Below are 16,232 nucleotides of genomic sequence, written 5' to 3'. Positions count from 1 at the left end.
GGGCGGGGGCGGGGTCGCTCACCCGCGCCGGCAGGGTGCTTCCCCCAAGTTCTTCGAGCAGGGCGTACCCCCAGCGCCCACCTGTGCCGCCCCCAGCGGCAGGACTGCCCGCAGCTACGCGGGTTCGACGGCGGCTGTCCGGCGAGCACCGCCCCAGCAAGGACATCTGCCCGCAGCAACGCGGGCTGCCCGCGGCCAGTGGTCGCGGAGCGTCGCTGCCCGCGGTTGCGAAGGGGCGCTCGCGGCCGTGGAGGCGCCGGTTCCGTGGCTGTGGGGGCCGCTCGTGGCCGCGGAGGCGTGGTGGGGCGGCGCTGTGGGGGTTTTCTGTTCGTCATCCTGTGTTCGATTAGCTGCCTGGTTACGGCCACTCTCCACAGATTCGGTGACTTTCTTCCGTCCACATCCTGGGGACTGCGGAGTTGTCCCGAACTGTGTCCACAGGGAAGCTGAGCTGGGAGCTTCTGCCCAGCTCAGGGGCCTGTGGAATCGTGGACAAAGGATCTCCACAGGCTGTGGACAACGCGAAGATCGACAACGCGGGCGGCGGGTTGTCCACCGGTGGCCCACAGGCTGGGGGCGGTTGTCCCCAGCGATCCCCGGCTTCTCCACAGCGCTGTCCACTGTTCGGCAACCCGGCACACCCGCTCACCGCGTCGAGTGAAAGGCGTCACAGGAAGCTGCCGGATTGGGGTGTGGGAAACGTGGGTATTCCTGGGGACACAGCTGGGGAGAACTGCCCCCAACCTGTGGGCGCTGTGTGCAGAACTTTCCGTTCTCCACAGACAGGCCCCGTTGTCCACCGCCTCCACCCACAGGACCGGTGGATAAAAAACCTGCGCTGAGCTGGGCAAACGTGGTTATCCACGGTATCCACAGGCCCTACTACTACTCCCGACTAGAGAGAGCTCGGCAATCGTTTTGAAGCGGGGCCTGTGCACAACTCGCTGTCTCGAGCGCGGCTGCCCCTCGGACCGACTTGACCCCGACGGGCACCTACTGTCAGTGCCGTGCGTCAGACTGGTCCCCGGTGTCCTGCCCTTCGCAGTGGGCGGTGACACCGAGTCGGAGGACTCAGTAGCAACAGCAGGAGGCGGCTTACGGTGAAGATCCGGGTGGAACGCGACGTACTCGCGGAGGCAGTGGCCTGGGCGGCACGCAGCCTCCCGGCCCGTCCGCCGGCGCCTGTCCTCGCCGGCCTGCTGCTGAAGGCGGAGGACGGCCAGCTGAGCCTGTCGAGCTTCGACTACGAGGTCTCCGCGCGCGTCAACGTCGAGGCGGAGGTCGAGGAGGAGGGCACCGTCCTCGTCTCCGGCCGGCTCCTCGCCGACATCTCCCGCGCCCTCCCCAACCGCCCGGTGGAGATTTCCACAGACGGTGTACGGGCGACCGTGGTGTGCGGCTCCTCGCGGTTCACCCTCCACACCCTGCCGGTGGAGGAGTACCCGGCGCTGCCGCAGATGCCGAACGCGACCGGCACCGTCCCCGGCGAGGTCTTCGCCGCCGCCGTCTCCCAGGTGGCCATCGCGGCCGGCCGTGACGACACGCTCCCGGTGCTCACCGGTGTGCGCATCGAGATCGAGGGCGACACGGTCACCCTGGCCTCCACCGACCGCTACCGCTTCGCGGTCCGCGAGTTCCTGTGGAAGCCGGAGAACCCGGACGCCTCCGCCGTCGCCCTGGTCCCGGCCAAGACGCTGCTGGACACCGCCAAGTCCCTCGGCGCCGGCGACAGCGTCACGCTGGCCCTGTCCGGCTCCGGTGCCGGTGAGGGCCTGATCGGTTTCGAGGGCGCGGGGCGGCGTACGACCACGCGGCTGCTCGAGGGCGACCTGCCGAAGTACCGGACGCTGTTCCCGACCGAGTTCAACTCCGTCGCCGTGATCGAGACCGCGCCGTTCGTGGAGGCCGTCAAGCGTGTGGCGCTGGTGGCCGAGCGGAACACGCCGGTGCGCCTGAGCTTCGAGCAGGGCGTGCTGATCCTGGAGGCGGGGTCGAGCGACGACGCACAGGCTGTGGAAAGGGTCGACGCGCAGCTGGAGGGCGACGACATCTCGATCGCCTTCAACCCGACGTTCCTGCTGGACGGTCTGAGCGCGATCGACTCCCCGGTGGCGCAGCTGTCGTTCACCACGTCCACGAAGCCGGCGCTGCTCAGCGGCAAGCCGGCGGTGGACGCGGAGGCCGACGACGCGTACAAGTACCTGATCATGCCGGTGCGGCTCAGCGGCTGACGGTCGTCCACAGGGTGTGCACAGCGCCGGGGGCTCTCCGCGGGTGCCCGGTGCTGTGGCCCGGCGGGGGCCGGGGCGCCGGCTCCGCACCGCGTACGTATGAGCGCCTATGCCCACAGCTGTGCGCGAAGGGGTCGGTTTAGGCTCGGCTCGGCACTGCGGTGCCTGTCACGCCACACAGCGACCTAAGGAACACAACTGATGGAGCTCGGTCTCGTCGGCCTCGGCAAGATGGGCGGCAACATGCGCGAGCGGATCCGCCGCGCGGGCCACACCGTCATCGGATACGACCGCAACGCGGACGTCGCGGATGTCCACAGCCTGGAAGAGCTTGTGGGCAAGCTCAGCGGCCCGCGCGTGGTCTGGGTGATGGTCCCGGCCGGCGAGCCCACGCAGTCGACCATCGACCGGCTCGCCGAGCTGCTGGAGCCCGGCGACGTGGTCGTGGACGGCGGCAACTCCCGCTGGACGGACGACGAGAAGCACGCCGAGCAGCTGGCCGCCAAGGGCATAGGCTTCGTCGACTGCGGTGTCTCCGGCGGCGTCTGGGGGCTGGAGAACGGGTACGCGCTGATGTACGGCGGCGACGCCGAGCACGTCGCCCGGGTGCAGCCGATCTTCGACGCGCTGAAGCCGGAGGGCGACTTCGGTTCGGTGCACGCGGGCAAGGTCGGCGCGGGCCACTTCGCGAAGATGGTCCACAACGGCATCGAGTACGCCATGATGCAGGCCTACGCCGAGGGCTGGGAGCTGCTGGAGAAGGTCGACTCCGTCACGGACGTCCGTGAGGTCTTCCGCTCCTGGCAGGAGGGCACGGTCATCCGTTCCTGGCTGCTGGACCTCGCGGTGAACGCCCTCGACGAGGACGAGCACCTGGACGGGCTGCGCGGTTATGCACAGGACTCCGGTGAGGGACGCTGGACTGTGGAGGCCGCCATCGACAACGCGGTGCCGCTGCCGGCGATCACCGCGTCGCTGTTCGCGCGGTTCGCCTCCCGCCAGGAGGACTCGCCGCAGATGAAGATGATCGCCGCGCTGCGCAACCAGTTCGGCGGTCACGCCGTAGAGAAGAAGTAGGCCCGGCGGCAGCGGGCCGGTAAGAAGCAAGGAGGTCGGCGGACGACCATGCACGTCACGCATCTTTCGCTGGCCGACTTCCGCTCGTACGCCCGGGCCGAGGTCCCGCTCGACCCGGGCGTCACCGCCTTCGTCGGCCCCAACGGGCAGGGCAAGACCAACCTCGTGGAGGCGGTCGGGTATCTGGCGACCCTCGGCAGCCACCGGGTCGCCTCCGACGCGCCCCTGGTGCGCATGGGCGCCGAGCGGGCGGTGATCCGGGCGCAGGTCCGGCAGGGCGACCGGCAGCAGCTGATCGAACTGGAGCTGAACCCGGGCCGGGCCAACCGCGCCCGCATCAACCGGTCCTCGCAGGTCAGGCCGCGGGACGTGCTGGGGATCGTCCGGACCGTGCTGTTCGCGCCCGAGGACCTCGCCCTCGTCAAGGGGGACCCGGGCGAGCGGCGGCGGTTCCTGGACGAGCTGATCACCGCGCGGTCCCCGCGGATGGCGGGCGTGCGCTCCGACTACGAGCGGGTGCTCAAGCAGCGCAACACCCTGCTGAAGACGGCCGCGCTGGCCCGCCGGCACGGCGGGCGGTCCATGGACCTGTCCACCCTGGACGTGTGGGATCAGCATCTCGCGCGCGCGGGGGCGGAGCTGCTCGCCCAGCGGATGGATCTCATCGCGGCGCTGCAGCCGCTCGCCGACAAGGCGTACGAACAGCTGGCTCCGGGCGGCGGTCCGGTGACGCTGGAGTACAGGCCGTCGGCGCCGGGCGAGGCGCACACGCGCGAGGAGCTGTACGCCCAGCTGATGGCGGCCCTGACCGAGGTGCGGAAGCAGGAGATCGAGCGGGGTGTCACCCTCGTCGGACCGCACCGGGACGATCTGCTGCTCAAGCTCGGTCAGCTGCCCGCCAAGGGGTACGCCTCGCACGGGGAGTCCTGGTCGTACGCCCTCGCGCTGCGGCTGGCCTCGTACGACCTGCTGCGTGCCGAGGGCAACGAGCCGGTGCTGATCCTGGACGACGTCTTCGCCGAGCTGGACGCCCGCCGCCGGGAGCGGCTGGCGGAGCTGGTCGCGCCCGGCGAGCAGGTGCTGGTCACCGCCGCCGTGGACGACGACGTACCGCAGGTGCTGGCCGGCGCCCGGTACGCGGTGGCCGGCGGGACGGTGGAACGCGTATGAGTGCACAGGAACCGAAGAAGGGCGGCGAGCCCTCCGGTGTCGACCTCGCGCGCGTGGCGTTGCGCGCGGCGAAGGAGCAGGCACGCGCGCGTGGGGACGCGGCCCGGCAGAAGAAGCAGGCGCGGCGGGGCGGCGGCCTGCGCTCCGGGGCGCGTGCCGACGGCCGCGATCCGATGGCGCTGGGCGCGGCGATCAACCGGCTGATCACCGAGCGTGGCTGGGAGACGCCGGCCGCGGTGGGCGGGGTGATGGGCCGCTGGCCGCAGATCGTCGGCGAGGACCTGGCCAAGCACTGTGTGCCGCAGCGGTACGACGAGGACGAGCGTGTGCTGGTCGTGCAGTGCGACTCCACGGCCTGGGCGACCCAGCTGCGTCACCTGTCCCCCGCGCTGGTGGCCCGGCTCAACGAGGACCTCGGGCACGGCAGCGTACGGATGATCAAGGTGCTCAATCCGGGCGGCCAGACCCGCCGCTACGGCCCCCTGCGGGCTCCGGGGAGCACCGGGCCCGGCGATACGTACGGGTGACGTACCTCACGTCACGGGTGGGGCGCGCGGTGCGGTCGTAACCCCGCGCACAGCCCCGGATCACGCCTGTCCACACGCGTGGATCGGCTTCTGACCCGCCAGTAGCCAAGGGTTGACGGCTCGAAGCTCTGAGTGCCGCTGTGAGCCCCTCGGAGCCCCCATCCGTATATCGGGACCCGGCCGAGACCGGTTGAGGGCGGCACATGGGGGCTCAGGTACCGGCAAACCCCCATCGATGTCAGTGCTACCGGTAGACTGGAAGACAATCCCGCCCCAATGTGGGGACCGCCCGGGAAAAGCTGAGCAACGCTGATCAAGGCTTACCAACGCAACATGCCGCAGCCGCTCCGGCAACCTGCCGACGAGCCCGGCTCGTGCTGTGCCAGAAAGGGCGCTTCGTGGCCGATTCCGGCAACCCCAACGAGAACATCCCGTCCACCGACGCCGGCGTGAGCAGCGAGGCCGCCTCGGCCTCCTACGACGCCAGCGCCATCACCGTGCTCGAAGGGCTGGACGCGGTCCGCAAGCGGCCCGGCATGTACATCGGCTCCACGGGCGAGCGCGGTCTGCACCACCTGGTGTACGAGGTCGTCGACAACTCGGTCGACGAGGCGCTGGCCGGCTACGCCGACACCATCGACGTGACGATCCTCGCCGACGGCGGCGTGCGCGTCGTCGACAACGGCCGTGGCATCCCGGTGGGCATCGTGCCCTCCGAGGGCAAGCCGGCCGTCGAGGTCGTGCTGACCGTGCTGCACGCGGGCGGCAAGTTCGGCGGCGGCGGGTACGCCGTCTCCGGTGGTCTGCACGGTGTCGGTGTGTCCGTCGTGAACGCCCTGTCCACGAAGGTCGCCGTCGAGGTGAAGACCGACGGCCACCGCTGGACGCAGGACTACAAGATGGGTGTGCCGACGGCTCCGCTGGCCCAGCACGAGGCGACGGAGGAGACCGGTACGTCGGTCACCTTCTGGGCCGACCCGGAGATCTTCGAGACCACCGAGTACTCCTTCGAGACGCTGTCGCGGCGTTTCCAGGAGATGGCGTTCCTCAACAAGGGCCTGACGATCCGGCTCACCGACGAGCGCGAGTCGGCGAAGGCGACCAGCGGTGCGGACGAGGCGGGCGCGGACGAGAAGGCCGAGGTCAAGACCGTCACGTACCACTACGAGGGCGGCATCGTCGACTTCGTGAAGTACCTCAACTCCCGCAAGGGAGACGCGGTGCACCCCACGGTCGTCTCGCTGGAGGCCGAGGACAAGGACAAGAGCCTGTCCCTCGAGGTCGCCATGCAGTGGAACAGCGGCTACAGCGAGGGCGTGTACTCCTTCGCGAACATCATCCACACCCACGAGGGCGGTACCCACGAAGAGGGCTTCCGGGCCGCGCTGACGTCGCTGATCAACAAGTACGCGCGCGACAAGAAGCTGCTGCGCGAGAAGGACGACAACCTCACCGGTGACGACATCCGTGAGGGTCTGACCGCGATCATCTCGGTCAAGCTGAGCGAGCCGCAGTTCGAGGGCCAGACGAAGACCAAGCTGGGCAACACGGAGGCCAAGACCTTCGTGCAGAAGGCGGTCTATGAGCACCTCAACGACTGGCTGGACCGCAACCCGGTCGAGGCCGCGGACATCGTCCGCAAGGGCATCCAGGCGGCCACCGCGCGCGTGGCGGCCCGCAAGGCGCGGGACCTGACGCGCCGCAAGGGGCTGCTGGAGACGGCGTCGCTGCCGGGCAAGCTGGCCGACTGCCAGTCCAACGACCCGGCCAAGTGCGAGATCTTCATCGTCGAGGGTGACTCCGCCGGCGGCTCGGCCAAGTCCGGCCGGAACCCGCAGTACCAGGCGATCCTCCCGATCCGCGGCAAGATCCTGAACGTGGAGAAGGCCCGGATCGACAAGATCCTGCAGAACCAGGAGATCCAGGCGCTGATCTCGGCCTTCGGCACGGGTGTGCACGAGGACTTCGACATCGAGAAGCTCCGCTACCACAAGATCATCCTGATGGCGGACGCCGACGTCGACGGCCAGCACATCAGCACCCTGCTGCTGACCTTCCTGTTCCGCTTCATGCGGCCGCTGGTCGAGGCCGGGCACGTGTACCTGTCCCGCCCCCCGCTGTACAAGATCAAGTGGGGCCGCGACGACGTGGAGTACGCCTACTCGGACCGCGAGCGCGACGCGCTGATCGAGATGGGCCGCCAGCGCGGCAAGCGGGTCCGCGAGGACTCCATCCAGCGCTTCAAGGGTCTCGGCGAGATGAACGCCGAGGAGCTGCGCGTGACCACCATGGACCAGGAGCACCGGGTCCTCGGCCAGGTCACCCTGGACGACGCCGCCCAGGCCGACGACCTGTTCTCGGTCCTCATGGGCGAGGACGTCGAGGCCCGCCGCCAGTTCATCCAGCGCAACGCCAAGGACGTCCGCTTCCTCGACATCTGAGTCGGTCTCAGCTGACCGCACCAGGAAGGATCTTCACCAGCAATGGCCGACGAGAACACTCCCGTCACCCCTGAAGAGGGCGGCGAACTCGCGATGCGTGTCGAGCCCGTCGGGCTCGAGACGGAGATGCAGCGCTCGTACCTGGACTACGCGATGTCCGTCATCGTGTCCCGCGCGCTGCCCGACGTCCGTGACGGTCTCAAGCCCGTCCACCGCCGCGTGCTGTACGCGATGTACGACGGCGGCTACCGCCCCGAGCGCGGCTTCTACAAGTGCGCCCGTGTCGTCGGCGACGTCATGGGCAACTACCACCCGCACGGCGACTCCTCCATCTACGACGCCCTGGTGCGCCTCGCCCAGCCGTGGTCGATGCGGATGCCGCTGGTGGACTCCAACGGCAACTTCGGCTCCCCGGGCAACGACCCGGCGGCGGCCATGCGCTACACCGAGTGCAAGATGGCGCCGCTGTCCATGGAGATGGTCCGGGACATCGACGAGGAGACCGTCGACTTCACGGACAACTACGACGGCCGCTCCCAGGAGCCGACCGTCCTGCCGGCCCGCTTCCCGAACCTGCTGATCAACGGCTCGGCCGGTATCGCGGTCGGCATGGCCACCAACATCCCGCCGCACAACCTGCGCGAGGTCGCGGCCGGCGCCCAGTGGTACCTGGAGAACCCGGACGTCTCGCACGAGGAGCTGCTGGACGCGCTCATGGAGCGCATCAAGGGCCCCGACTTCCCGACCGGCGCCCTGGTGGTGGGCCGCAAGGGCATCGAGGAGGCGTACCGGACCGGCCGCGGCTCCATCACGATGCGCGCGGTGGTCGAGGTGGAGGAGATCCAGGGCCGCCAGTGCCTGGTCGTCACCGAGCTGCCGTACCAGGTGAACCCGGACAACCTGGCACAGAAGATCGCCGACCTGGTGAAGGACGGCAAGATCGGCGGCATCGCGGACGTCCGTGACGAGACGTCGTCGCGGACCGGCCAGCGCCTGGTGATCGTCCTCAAGCGGGACGCGGTCGCCAAGGTGGTGCTGAACAACCTGTACAAGCACACGGACCTGCAGACGAACTTCGGCGCCAACATGCTGGCGCTGGTGGACGGCGTGCCGCGCACGCTCTCCCTGGACGCCTTCATCCGCCACTGGGTGACGCACCAGATCGAGGTCATCGTCCGCCGGACCCGCTTCCGGCTGCGCAAGGCCGAGGAGCGCGCCCACATCCTGCGCGGCCTGCTGAAGGCCCTGGACGCCATCGACGAGGTCATCGCGCTGATCCGGCGCAGTGAGACCGTCGACGTCGCGCGCACGGGCCTGATGGACCTGCTGGAGATCGACGAGATCCAGGCCAACGCGATCCTGGAGATGCAGCTGCGCCGGCTGGCGGCCCTGGAGCGGCAGAAGATCGTCCAGGAGCACGACGAGCTCCAGGCGAAGATCAACGAGTACAACGAGATCCTGGCCTCGCCGGTCCGCCAGCGCGGGATCGTCAGCGAGGAGCTGGCGGCGCTCGTCGAGAAGTACGGCGACGACCGCCAGACCAAGCTGATCCCGTACGAGGGCGACATGTCCATCGAGGACCTGATCGCCGAGGAGGACATCGTCGTCACCGTCACGCGCGGCGGCTACGTCAAGCGGACGAAGACGGACGACTACCGGGCGCAGAAGCGCGGCGGCAAGGGCGTGCGCGGTACGAAGCTGAAGGAAGACGACATCGTCGACCACTTCTTCGTCTCCACCACGCACCACTGGCTGCTCTTCTTCACCAACAAGGGCCGGGTGTACCGGGCGAAGGCGTACGAGCTGCCCGAGGCCGGCCGGGACGCGCGCGGCCAGCACGTGGCGAACCTGCTCGCCTTCCAGCCGGACGAGGCGATCGCCGAGATCCTCGCGATCCGCGACTACGAGGCGGCGCCGTACCTGGTGCTGGCGACCAAGTCCGGCCTGGTCAAGAAGACGCCTCTGAAGGATTACGATTCGCCCCGCTCCGGCGGTGTCATCGCGATCAACCTGCGCGAGCGCGAGGACGGTACGGACGACGAACTGATCGGAGCCGAGCTGGTTTCGGCCGACGACGATCTGCTGCTGGTCAGCAGGAAGGCGCAGTCGATCCGGTTCACCGCCTCGGACGACTCCCTTCGCCCGATGGGCCGCGCCACCTCCGGCGTCAAGGGGATGAGTTTCCGGGAGGGCGACGAGCTTCTCTCGATGAATGTTGTTCGACCCGGTACGTTCGTGTTCACTGCCACCGACGGTGGGTACGCGAAGCGGACCGCCGTCGACGAGTACCGCGTCCAGGGCCGCGGCGGCCTCGGCATCAAGGCCGCCAAGATCGTGGAGGACCGCGGTTCGCTCGTCGGCGCGCTGATTGTCGAGGAGAACGACGAGATCCTCGCGATCACCCTCTCCGGCGGTGTGATTCGCACGCGAGTCAACGAGGTCAGGGAGACGGGCCGTGACACCATGGGCGTCCAACTGATCAACCTGGGCAAGCGCGATGCCGTGGTCGGTATCGCACGTAACGCCGAGGCCGGGCGCGAGGCGGAGGAAGTCGACGGCGACGTGGCCGTGGACGAGACCGCCGAGGGTGCCGCGACCACCGGCACGGACGAGGGTGAGGCACCCTCGGCCGAGTAGCACGAGGAGTGAGTCATCGTGAGCGGAGCCACGGGCGCCGGATCGGCCGGTACCTCCACGGGTACGGAAACGGACGGCGGCGGCCGTGGCTCCGCCGCGCGTGCGGGGAGTGCGGGGAAGACGACCGACCCGCACACGACGAACCTGAAGCCGGTGAAGGCTTCCGTGGCGGACTCGTCCGGCACGCCGGAAACCGAGCAGGAGTCCCAGGGGGGAACCGTGACGGACACCCGAGGCCAGGCCGCGGCCGGTGAGACGCGGCCGGCGTCGCCGCTGCCCGGTGAGCGGCGCACGGAGCAGCCCGCCGGGCCGTACCACCCGCCGCAGGCCTATCCGGCGCAGGCCCCCGCCGATGCGGTGCGCAAGCCGCGTACGGGGGTGCGGCCGACGGCGCCGCGGACCCGCAAGGCGCGGCTGCGGGTGGCCAAGGCCGACCCGTGGTCGGTGATGAAGGTCAGCTTCCTGCTCTCCATCGCGTTCGGCATCTGCACGATCGTCGCCTCGGCGGTGCTGTGGATGGTCATGGACGCGATGGGCGTGTTCTCGACGGTCGGCGGCACGATCTCGGAGGCGACCGGCTCGAACGAGGCGAACGGCTTCGACCTCCAGGCCTTCCTGTCCCTGCCCCACGTCCTGACGTTCACGACGATCATCGCGGTCATCGACGTGGTCCTGGCGACCGCGCTCGCGACGCTCGGCGCGTTCATCTACAACCTCTCCGCGGGCTTCGTGGGCGGCGTCGAGCTGACCCTGGCGGAGGACGAGTGACCCGCGGACCTGGGCGGTTCTGACGGTCCCCCGACAACCGATTTTGGGACTGGCGCCGTCGTGCGCTAATCTTCAGGAGTCAGCGCGCGGGACACACACCGCACAGCGCGGCGGGGCTATAGCTCAGTTGGTTAGAGCGCATCCCTGATAAGGATGAGGCCACAGGTTCAAATCCTGTTAGCCCCACCAGCACAAAGACCCCCAGTCGATACCGGCAGGGGGTCTTTGGCATCCATGGCTGACATCAGCCGATGAGTGGATCTTCCAGAGGCTCGTGTAGACGTCCGTGGTCATGCTGATGTGGCTGTGCCGGAGGACCGCCTGAGCGACCTTGGGGTGCACCTTCAGGAAGGCGAGCAGGGTCCCGCAGGTGTGCCGAGCGAGGCGAACCGTGATCCGGCGGACTCCGGCCTGCTTGACGAGCCGATCGAAGGCACGGGAGAAGCCCACAGGCCGATCATGCCGCCGTGCTCGGAGCAGAAGACCAGGCCACGGTCCGGCGCCTGGGCCCAGCGCTCACCGGCAATCTTCCGTTCCAGCTCTTGCAGCTCCCGCCGCTCCTCCAGGACACGGGCGCAGAACTCCGGGAGCGGGAGGACGGCCTGTGAGGGCTCCGTCTTGAGGACCTTGAGGACCAGGCCCACGCCCTTGACCCGCTGCACCTGCTTGACCGGGGTGAAGTGGCCGGCCTCGAAGTCGATGTCCTGCCAGCGCAGGCCGAGCACCTCGCTGCGACGGAGGCCGAGGACCAGGCCGAGGACGCAGGCCGCGTAGAGGCGGTGAGCGCGGACCGAGCGAAGGAACGCGATCGCTTCCCGCGCGTTCCACGCCGATGGAAGCTGGAGAGGGTGGTGAAGAGGTGGGTTCGCCCGCGAGCGCCCGCGCCACGCTCGGGAATGTGCCTTGTCGCCGCCCTACGATGACTAGATGGACAGCAATGTGAGTGCTGCGTTGATCGCTGGTGGTACAGCGCTCGTGGTATCGGTTGTTGGCGGAATGATCTCATGGAGGTTGGAGAGGGGAAGGCTCCGTGAGGAGCTTCGAACCGAGTTCATGGCGGAGGAGACCATCTCCGAGCTGCTCCTCCATCAACGATGGCCCTTGCGTAGCTTCGCGAAGATCAAGCACCACATCGGCGGCTTCGCGGACGACGAACTCCGGCAGCTCCTGGTACGGGCAGGTGCTGTGCGCTTCAAGGACGACAACGGCGAGGAGATGTGGGGTCTCCGGGTACGCAACCAAGATCGGTTGAACTAGCCGACTCGCTTGACCGGCTTCTTGAAGAGGACAGCGCAGATCTGTCAAGAGGGCACCAGTTGCTTGACACCAGCGGCCGACACCAACAGGGACAGACAGCGACGATCAACGCCGGACCTGATAAGGATGAGGCCACAGGTTCACATCCTGTTAGGCCCACAGCGAGAAGACCCCCGGTCCACCAGGACCGGGGGTCTTCTGCTCATCCCGTGAGCGGGGCTTCGGGTCAGACGGTGACCGTCAGGGTCTCCGAGCCGGTGAGGGTGTGGGTGGCGGTCTCGGCGTAGATCTTGACGTAGGCCGGTGCGGTGCCGGGGGCCTTCTTGAAGGAGTAGGAGGTGCCCAGGATGACCTGGGGGGCGACGAAGCAGGGGTCCTGCGGGGTCGGGCCGCAGAGGCCCGGGCGGTAGTTGCGGGTCAGGGTGTCCGCCGGGTCCTGGAGGTTCCAGGTGACCGTCACGGTCTGGCCGGCGGCGTCGTAGGTGTAGGCGAGGCCCGTCGGGGCGGGGGCGGCTGTCGTCTGTGCCGGGGTGGTCGCCGTGGACCGCTGCGCGTGTGCCGTTGCCGGTGCTGCCGTCGCGCCCAGCGTCAGCGCCAGCCCCGCGCTCACCGCGCCGATGCGCAGCGTGCGGACTCCGGAACCCATAAGCCCTCCCCATGGTGTGATCACGTATCGGCGGATCGTAGGGATGGGTGGGTGACGTGTGCGCGTCCGGTGGCTGATCGCGTGGCGAACTTCGGCTTTCCGCGGGGCGTGCAGCCCGGCCGGGGGCGCAGAAAAGGCCCGACCGCTGGCGACGGGGGATGCACCAGCGATCGGGCTATGGCCAAGGGTAACAAGGTTGTCGGTTCCGTGGGGCCAAGTCCGGGAGGAATTGCGGAGGTTGGCCGATCATCGACCGCACGGGGGGTTGTAGGAGAGGCGCGGGAGGTACTCGTGCCACCGGCGGGGCGTCAGTACGCCCCGGGTGACCGAGCAGATGTGCCGGATCGCCGCGTCGGCGTCCAGGCTCCACAGGCGGACCGTGTCGGTGCCGCTGGAGACGCCGAGGACGTGGCTGTTGGGGCTGAAGGACAGGAACGTGCCCGTCTTGGCGTTGGCGCTCATCGACTGGCCGATCGGCGTCGCCGCGGCGGGGTCGGCGACGTTCCACAGCCGGACCGTGTTGTCGTTGCCGCCGCTGGCCAGGATGCGGCCGTCGGCGCTGAACGTCAGGGACGTGACCGCCTCGGTGTGGCCGGTGAGCGGGTCGCCCAGCGCGCTCGCCGCGGCGGGGTCGGCGACGTTCCACAGCCGGACCGTGTCGTCGTCCCCGGCGCTGGCCAGCGTGTGGCCGTCGGGGGTGAAGGCGAGGACGTTGACGGGCCCGGAGTGCGCGGTGAGCGGCTTGCCGAGCGGTACCGCGCGGGCGGGGTCGGTGACGTCCCACAGCCGGATCGTGTTGTCCGCGCTGCCGCTCGTCAGCGTGTGGCCGTCCGGGCTGAAGGCGAGCGCGTTGACATAGCCCCGGTGGCCGGTGAGCGGCTTGCCGAGCGGTACGGCGCGGGCGGGGTCGGCGACGTTCCACAGCTGGATGGTGCGGTCGTCGTAGGCGGTGGCCAGGGTGCGGCCGTCGGGGCTGTAGGCCAGCGCGTCGGGTCCCATGAAGCGGGTGCGCAGGGACAGCGGCTTGCCGACCGGGACCGGGCGGGCGGGGTCGGAGACGTCCCACAGGTAGACCGCGCGGACTCCGGTGAGGACGGCGAGGGTGCGGCCGTCGGGGGAGAACACCAGGGAGCGCTGGTCGCCGTCGGCACGCATGAACGGCTTGCCGAGCAGGACGGGCCGGCCGGGCCGCGTGACGTTCCACAGCCGCAGCCTGCCGTCCCGGGCGGCCGTGGCCAGTACCCGGCCGTCCGGGCGGAACGCCCCGCTGCGGCCGAGCATGTCCGAGGTCGGCACCGACCACAGGCGCACCTTGCCGTCCCCGCTGCCGGTGGCGAGGGTACGGCCGTCCGGGCTGAACCCCAGCGCGTACATCTCGCCGCTGCTGCCCGCGAGCGGCTCGCCGACCTGGGACGGGGACGCCGGGTCGGTGACGTTCCACAGGCTCGCCGTGCTGTCCGCGCTCGCGGCGGCCAGCCGGCCGCCGTCCCGGCTGAACGCCACGGACCAGATCGGGCCGGTGTGCCCGGTCAGCGGCGAGCCGATGGGTGCCGCGCGGCGCGGAACGGTCACGTCCCACAGCCGGACGGTGTCGTCCGCGCTGCCGCTGGCCAGGGTGTGCCCGTCCGGCCCGAAGGCCACCGAGTGCACCAGGTCCGTGTGTCCCCGCAGCGTCCGCACCGCCTCCGGCCGGCGCGGGGCGGACACGTCCCACAGCCGGACCGTGTCGTCGTCGCCCCCCGTCGCGAGCGTCCGCCCGTCCGGTGCGAACGCCACCGAGCGCACCGCGGCGGTGTGCCCGCGCAGCGTTCCGACCGGCTCCGGCCGGTCCCGCCGGGACACGTCCCACAGCCGCACGGTGCGGTCCTCGCCGGCCGTGGCCAGGGTGCGCCCGTCCGGGCTGAAGGCGACCAGGTAGATCGTGCCCCGGTGGCCGGTGAGCGGCTTGCCGAGCGGTACGGCGTGCGCGGGGTCGGTGACGTCCCACAGCCGGACCGTGCCGTCGTCCCCGGCGCTGGCCAGCGTGCGCCCGTCCGGACCGAAGACGGCACTGCTCACCCAGCTGGCGTGGCCGGTGAGCGGGGCGCCGAGCGCGGCCGGGCGGTGCGGGTCCCGTACGTTCCACAGCCGGACCGTGCGGTCGTAGCCGGCCGTGGCCAGGGTGTGCCCGTCCGGGCTGAACGACGTGAGGTAGACGGCACCGGTGTGCCCGGACAGCGGGGTGGCCAGCGGCGCGTTCACGATCGAGATCAGGCGGCTGTAGGTGCCCTCGTCGCCGGGGCGCAGCCGGTGCGCGACCAGGTCGAGCTGCGCGGCCAGCGACGGGTCCGAGTGCTGCACCCGGTCCGCCTCGGCGAGCACCTGCTCGAACACGGCGTCGTCGCGCTGCTTCCAGGCGATCACCGCGGAACCCGCGGCGAGCACGGCCAGCACCACCAGCGCCGCCACCGCGGCCCGGCTCAGCCACACCGTGCGTTTGCGCAGCCGTACCGAGGCGGCCAGGAACTCCACCGCGCTGCGGGTCAGGTAGGTGTCCCCGGCCGACCGGGCCCAGCTGCGGGCCTGCTCCAGCCGGGACCCCCGGTACAGCAGCGAGCTGTCCCGGCCCGAGTCCTCCCACGCCCGGCCGTCCTCCTCCAGCCGCTGGCGCAGCAGATGGTCGCCGCGGCCCTCGTCGATCCAGTGCCGCAGCCGGGGCCAGGCGGTGAGCAGCGCCTCGTGGGTGATCTCCACGGTGTCCGCGTCCAGGGTCACCAGCCGGGCCCGCACCAGGGCCTCCAGCGACTCCTCCGTCTTGCCGGGGTCCGCCGACTCCTGGGCCAGCTGCCGCCGGGTGCCGCGCCGGCGGGTGGCCTGGGTGTCCTCGCCCAGCCGGACCAGCCGCAGCAGCAGCAGCCGGGCGGCGGTCCGGGCCGCCGGGTCCAGACCGGACCAGGCGCGCTCGGCGGTGGCCGCGACCGCGCCCTGGATACCGCCCGCCGCGCGGTAGCCGGCCAGCGTCAGCCGCCCGGCCTTCCGGCGCTGCCAGGTGGCCAGCAGCGCGTGCGACAGCAGCGGGAGCACGCCCGCGTCGTGCGCGCCGCGCGGGCCGTCGGCGCTCACCTCGCGCACGATCAGCTCGGCGAGCCCCGGCTCCAGCTCCAGGCCCACCGCCTTCGCCGGACCGGTCACCGCCTCCCGCAGCTCGCTGCTGGTCAGCGGGCCGAGCACCATGTGCCGGTGCTGGAGCGCGTCGGCCAGCTCCGGATAGCCGAGGCACTGCTCGTAGAAGTCGGCGCGGATGCCGAGGACGACCTGGACGGGGGCGGGTCCGGCGGCGCCGGCGGGCGGGGTGCAGGCGGCGTGCAGGAGCTGGATGAAGGTACGGCGGTCCGCCTCGTCGGCGCAGAGGGTGAACGCCTCCTCGAACTGGTCCACGATGACGACCGGCCGGACGTCCGGGTCGGTGACGCGTCCCGCCCAGGCGGCGACGGCCGCG

12 protein-coding genes and 1 tRNA gene are annotated in these 16,232 nt (G+C 70.3%); 9 read left to right on the top strand and 4 right to left on the bottom strand.

Annotated elements, in window-relative coordinates:
* The first annotated feature begins 1,100 nt into the window (after window positions 1-1,100).
* The 8 genes from dnaN (at window position 1,101) to CCN44_RS10845 (ending at window position 11,040) form a co-directional block, all read left to right on the top strand.
* The gene (gene dnaN / locus CCN44_RS10880) at window positions 1,101-2,231 is read left to right on the top strand and encodes a DNA polymerase III subunit beta (protein ID WP_059250041.1); all 1,131 of its coding nucleotides are present in this window, start codon (window positions 1,101-1,103) and stop codon (window positions 2,229-2,231) included.
* A 201-nt stretch (window positions 2,232-2,432) separates the two neighbouring features.
* The gene (gene gnd / locus CCN44_RS10875; protein ID WP_059250042.1) at window positions 2,433-3,308 is read left to right on the top strand and encodes a phosphogluconate dehydrogenase (NAD(+)-dependent, decarboxylating); all 876 of its coding nucleotides are present in this window, start codon (window positions 2,433-2,435) and stop codon (window positions 3,306-3,308) included.
* 48 nt (window positions 3,309-3,356) lie between these two features.
* Window positions 3,357-4,478: a DNA replication/repair protein RecF gene (gene recF, locus CCN44_RS10870; RefSeq protein WP_059250043.1), complete on the top strand. Its 1,122-nt coding sequence runs from the start codon at window positions 3,357-3,359 to the stop codon at window positions 4,476-4,478.
* Window positions 4,475-5,005 (top strand): DciA family protein, encoded by a 531-nt coding sequence (locus tag CCN44_RS10865; protein WP_059250044.1) that lies wholly within the window; start codon window positions 4,475-4,477, stop codon window positions 5,003-5,005. Before recF ends, CCN44_RS10865 begins: the two co-directional genes overlap by 4 nt.
* A 374-nt stretch (window positions 5,006-5,379) precedes the next feature.
* Window positions 5,380-7,446, top strand: coding sequence for a DNA topoisomerase (ATP-hydrolyzing) subunit B (gene gyrB, locus CCN44_RS10860; protein ID WP_059250045.1), 2,067 nt, complete (start codon window positions 5,380-5,382; stop codon window positions 7,444-7,446).
* A 42-nt stretch (window positions 7,447-7,488) separates the two neighbouring features.
* Window positions 7,489-10,083: a DNA gyrase subunit A gene (gene gyrA / locus CCN44_RS10855; RefSeq protein ID WP_086697496.1), complete on the top strand. Its 2,595-nt coding sequence runs from the start codon at window positions 7,489-7,491 to the stop codon at window positions 10,081-10,083.
* A gap of 18 nt (window positions 10,084-10,101) precedes the next feature.
* Complete coding sequence (locus tag CCN44_RS10850) at window positions 10,102-10,851, top strand: DUF3566 domain-containing protein (protein ID WP_086697495.1); 750 nt, start codon at window positions 10,102-10,104, stop codon at window positions 10,849-10,851.
* 112 nt (window positions 10,852-10,963) lie between these two features.
* A tRNA-Ile gene (locus CCN44_RS10845) sits at window positions 10,964-11,040 on the top strand.
* Here the strand turns inward: CCN44_RS10845 and CCN44_RS46060 are convergent.
* Both CCN44_RS46060 and CCN44_RS46055 read right to left on the bottom strand, forming a co-directional pair.
* Window positions 11,029-11,301: a tyrosine-type recombinase/integrase gene (locus CCN44_RS46060; protein ID WP_237481304.1), complete on the bottom strand. Its 273-nt coding sequence runs from the start codon at window positions 11,299-11,301 to the stop codon at window positions 11,029-11,031. The genes CCN44_RS10845 and CCN44_RS46060 overlap by 12 nt on opposite strands.
* Window positions 11,196-11,576 carry a site-specific integrase gene (locus tag CCN44_RS46055; RefSeq protein ID WP_237481315.1) on the bottom strand — a complete coding sequence of 127 codons (381 nt, stop codon included), beginning with the start codon at window positions 11,574-11,576 and terminating at the stop codon, window positions 11,196-11,198. Before CCN44_RS46055 ends, CCN44_RS46060 begins: the two co-directional genes overlap by 106 nt.
* A 202-nt stretch (window positions 11,577-11,778) precedes the next feature.
* Here CCN44_RS46055 and CCN44_RS10835 point away from each other — a divergent pair, with 202 nt between their 5' ends.
* Window positions 11,779-12,108, top strand: a complete 330-nt coding sequence (locus CCN44_RS10835; RefSeq protein ID WP_063808555.1) for a hypothetical protein — start codon at window positions 11,779-11,781, stop codon at window positions 12,106-12,108.
* Between the two features lie 226 nt (window positions 12,109-12,334).
* On the opposite strand, the gene CCN44_RS10830 is transcribed toward CCN44_RS10835, so the two are convergent.
* Together CCN44_RS10830 and CCN44_RS10825 are read right to left on the bottom strand one after the other, a co-directional pair.
* Window positions 12,335-12,754 carry a hypothetical protein gene (locus tag CCN44_RS10830; protein WP_086697493.1) on the bottom strand — a complete coding sequence of 140 codons (420 nt, stop codon included), beginning with the start codon at window positions 12,752-12,754 and terminating at the stop codon, window positions 12,335-12,337.
* 246 nt (window positions 12,755-13,000) lie between these two features.
* Window positions 13,001-16,232 (bottom strand): WD40 repeat domain-containing protein (locus CCN44_RS10825; protein WP_107502061.1); only part of this gene is annotated, 3,232 nt, incomplete at its 5' end.

It is taken from the genome of Streptomyces tricolor, from assembly GCF_002155905.1.
Lineage (GTDB): Bacteria > Actinomycetota > Actinomycetes > Streptomycetales > Streptomycetaceae > Streptomyces > Streptomyces tricolor.
This window is presented reverse-complemented; position numbering and strand designations above follow the sequence as displayed.

Excerpts from the sequence above, each read along its gene's own strand:
- gnd (WP_059250042.1), top strand. The coding sequence starts at position 2,433 with ATGGAGCTCGGTCTCGTCGGCCTCGGCAAGATGGGCGGCAACATGCGC.
- recF (WP_059250043.1), top strand. The coding sequence starts at position 3,357 with ATGCACGTCACGCATCTTTCGCTGGCCGACTTCCGCTCGTACGCCCGG.
- CCN44_RS10865 (WP_059250044.1), top strand. The coding sequence starts at position 4,475 with ATGAGTGCACAGGAACCGAAGAAGGGCGGCGAGCCCTCCGGTGTCGAC.
- gyrA (WP_086697496.1), top strand. The coding sequence starts at position 7,489 with ATGGCCGACGAGAACACTCCCGTCACCCCTGAAGAGGGCGGCGAACTC.
- CCN44_RS10835 (WP_063808555.1), top strand. The coding sequence starts at position 11,779 with ATGGACAGCAATGTGAGTGCTGCGTTGATCGCTGGTGGTACAGCGCTC.
- CCN44_RS10830 (WP_086697493.1), bottom strand. The coding sequence starts at position 12,754 with ATGGGTTCCGGAGTCCGCACGCTGCGCATCGGCGCGGTGAGCGCGGGG.